Here is a 2,775-nt window from a genome sequence, read left to right as displayed (position 1 = left end):
GATCGCCGGTGTGTCGTGGGGTGCTTCGTGGGTTCTTGTCTTGCTGTGCTGGCGGTGCGGGGGGGGCTGGTTCCTCGCCCCCCCGCCCGCCCGGGACCCTGGTGGGACTTCAGTGGTGGGGACTCAGCACTTGTTACGCAGCATCGCGGCATCCTGCTCGAACCGGATCTTGTTGCCCGCCTGCCCCCGCTTGGCGGCGATCCTGCCGAAGGCCTCCAGCCGCTTGGCGGCCGGCTCGTAGTTGGCGCTGGTCAGCGACTGCTTCTTGGCCTGCGCCGCCTGGGTGCCCAGGTTGACCTCGTCGGCGATGTCGTTGATGTTGCCCGGCCGCATGAACGCCACGTCGATCAACGCCGCCTGCACGGGCCGGGGCAGCTTGTCGAAGCTCTCGATGCCGCGCCGCGTGACCAGTTCCTTGGCCTCCTCGTACGAGACCTCGAACAGCGCGTTCACCTGCTCCTCCGTCAGCTCGGTCACCCCGGCCTTGAGGTCGTCGAACGCCTTGCCGGACTTGATGTCGTCCTGCTCGGACGGCGGGGTGGTCTCGTTCAGGATGCGGTTGACGATGGTCCGCGCGTCACCGCGGTTCAGGTTGAACCCGATCCCGATGGTGGTGATGTTGCGGCTCCTGCCCTTCTTGGTCTTCTCGCCGGCGTCGTACGCCTTCGTCCGCACGCCCTCGCGCTTGATCAGCATCTGCTTGACGCTGCCCTTGTAGATCGTGGTGAACGGGCAGCGGGCCTGCTCCTCGGTGAGCTCCGTGGTGGCCTGCTCGTCGCCGGTCGCCGTCTCCTCGGCACCCTCCTCGATCTCGTCGGTGCCGACCCCGGCGACGCCGGTGTCGGCCTCCTCGGTGCCGGTCTCCTCGGTGTCGCCGGTCTCCTCGGTGCCGTCCGGCTCCGTGGTGTCGCCGGTGTCGGTCTCGTCCGTCACCTCGGTACCGTCGGCCTGCTCGACGTCGGACTCGGTGCCTGTGTCGGTGCCGGTCTCAGTGTCGGTGCCGGTGTCGTCGTCCGGCTCGGTGGTGGTGTCGTCCTCGCCCGTCTTCGTGGACGTGTCGTCGGACTCCGCGGGATCGTCGGCCTCGTCGGCGACGCTGATCTCCTCCGCGTCGGCGTCCTGCGCCGCCTCGGCGTCCTTGGAGGTGGTGGCGAGGGAGTTCTTCTGCGCCGCCGCCTCCTTCACCATGGCCACGTCCGGGTCGTCGGTCTCGAGCTGGGCCGTGGCGACCCCTATGGTGAGCCCTGTTCCGCCGAGCGCCAGCACGCCGGCCAGGGCGGCGTACGTGATGCGTCGCCTTGAGCGAATATGCATTGAGTGCCTCCGTGAGGGACTTGGTCCGTCGGACCTTCCTGAAGGCCTTGCTATGGTTCCGCACATTGACCAGCTAGAGGGTTTTGTCCGAGATCGTCCAGTGGTCGCCCCCGGCCCGCCGCCACCTGGCCAGAGAACGGCAACGGAGATCGTCCAGCCCCGGCACGACGTGCGTGGACGTCGCTGCACAAGCCGGACGGGCCGCCGCCCCCGGCCGGACCGCCGGGCGGGGGGACGGCCGGGGAGGTCAGCCGTATGCCTTGGCGACGCCGTCGAGCAGGTGCTCCAGGGTGTCGTAGGAGGGAATGTCGACCACGTCGATGAGGTCGGCCGCGACGCGTACACCGTGCTCGGCGGCCACCTCGGCGAAGCGGGCAGCGTCGCCCGAGCGGAAGCCGTGCTCGGCGGCGAGCCGCTGCAGGTGCGGGTCGGTGCTGAGCAGGCGCCCGACGCGGTCGCCCGAGGGGGTGAACGGCACCAGCGTGTGCTTGGACAGCACGGTCGGCGACGGGTACATCAGCACCATTCCCGGCTTGATCTGCCCGCGGGCGGCGGCCTCGACGTACTGCGCCTCGTAGATCATGACCAGCGGCGCCGGGCCCATGCCCACCGTGAGGTACTCGCCGAACGGGCCCTCGGAGGTGCTGTCGGTGTAACCCTGGCCGGTGAAGAGCGGCGTCACCAGGGGCAGCACGGCCTTCTCCGCGGCGGCGCCGTGCACGACCTTGCCGCCGTTCGCGACGTAGCTGGTGATCGCCAGGTACATGGCGGCGGAGTTCGAGGTGCGGGGGTCCGTCGTGGATATCAGGATGTTCTTGTCGACGGGGTAGGCGGAGTTGCTCTTGAGCTGGTCCCACTTCGCGCCCGTGGTGACCAGGTCGAGGTGGCGGCCGACGTTGAAGGCCGGGACCTCGCCCTGCTTGACCACGCCCGCCTCGGTGAGCAGGTCGGCGATCGGCTGGAACGTCGCGATCGCCATGGGCGAGGAGAACGGCGTGTACGTCGTGCCCGCCTTGCGCTCGCGCTGGATGTGCTCGCCCGCCGGGGCGCTCGACGGGAACGCGAAGTCGTAGCGGCCCAGGTCCGTCGAGGTGGCGATCTGGCGGGAGCCGGCCGTCTCGATCTCGACCTTCAGGCCCATGCCCGCGAAGGCCCGCACCACCTGCGGGTCCTCGAAGAACGCCTTCTTCTCGGAGCCGATCACACCCCGGACGGTGGTCAGCGGCGGCGTGGACGTGGTCGCCGCCTCGTCCTGGCCGAGGTTCACGACCACCACGGCGGCGACCACGACGACCGCGACCGCCACGCCGATCGGGAGCAGCACCTTGCGCCGGGGCACGCTCGCCGACGAAGCTTCCGCGGGCGCCTGGTCTTCCGCGACGGTCCCGGCTTCCCCGGCGGTCCCGGCTTCCGCGGAGACCTGGGCGGGCGCGGCGGCCTGGGCCGGTGCGGTCGCGGGCG

Annotated in this window: 2 protein-coding genes; both read right to left on the bottom strand. The window is 70.3% G+C overall.

Annotated elements, in window-relative coordinates:
* Positions 1 to 123 precede the first annotated feature (123 nt).
* A complete protein-coding gene (locus AB0I79_RS62775) occupies positions 124 to 1,314 on the bottom strand; it encodes a hypothetical protein (protein ID WP_357896113.1) in 1,191 nt (396 codons plus the stop codon).
* A 247-nt stretch (positions 1,315 to 1,561) separates the two neighbouring features.
* Positions 1,562 to 2,775, bottom strand: a 1,214-nt coding sequence (locus tag AB0I79_RS62770) for a hypothetical protein (RefSeq protein ID WP_357896110.1), incomplete at its 5' end; no start/stop codon positions are given.

The sequence above is a fragment of the Nonomuraea sp. NPDC050202 genome, assembly GCF_040656115.1.
Taxonomy (GTDB): Bacteria; Actinomycetota; Actinomycetes; order Streptosporangiales; family Streptosporangiaceae; genus Nonomuraea.
The sequence above is the reverse complement of the archived record's forward strand: the minus strand, read 5'-3'. Positions and strand labels throughout refer to the sequence as shown.

Bases quoted from the DNA above. Each gene is read 5' to 3' on its own strand.
- AB0I79_RS62775 (WP_357896113.1), bottom strand. From the start codon at position 1,314: ATGCATATTCGCTCAAGGCGACGCATCACGTACGCCGCCCTGGCCGGC.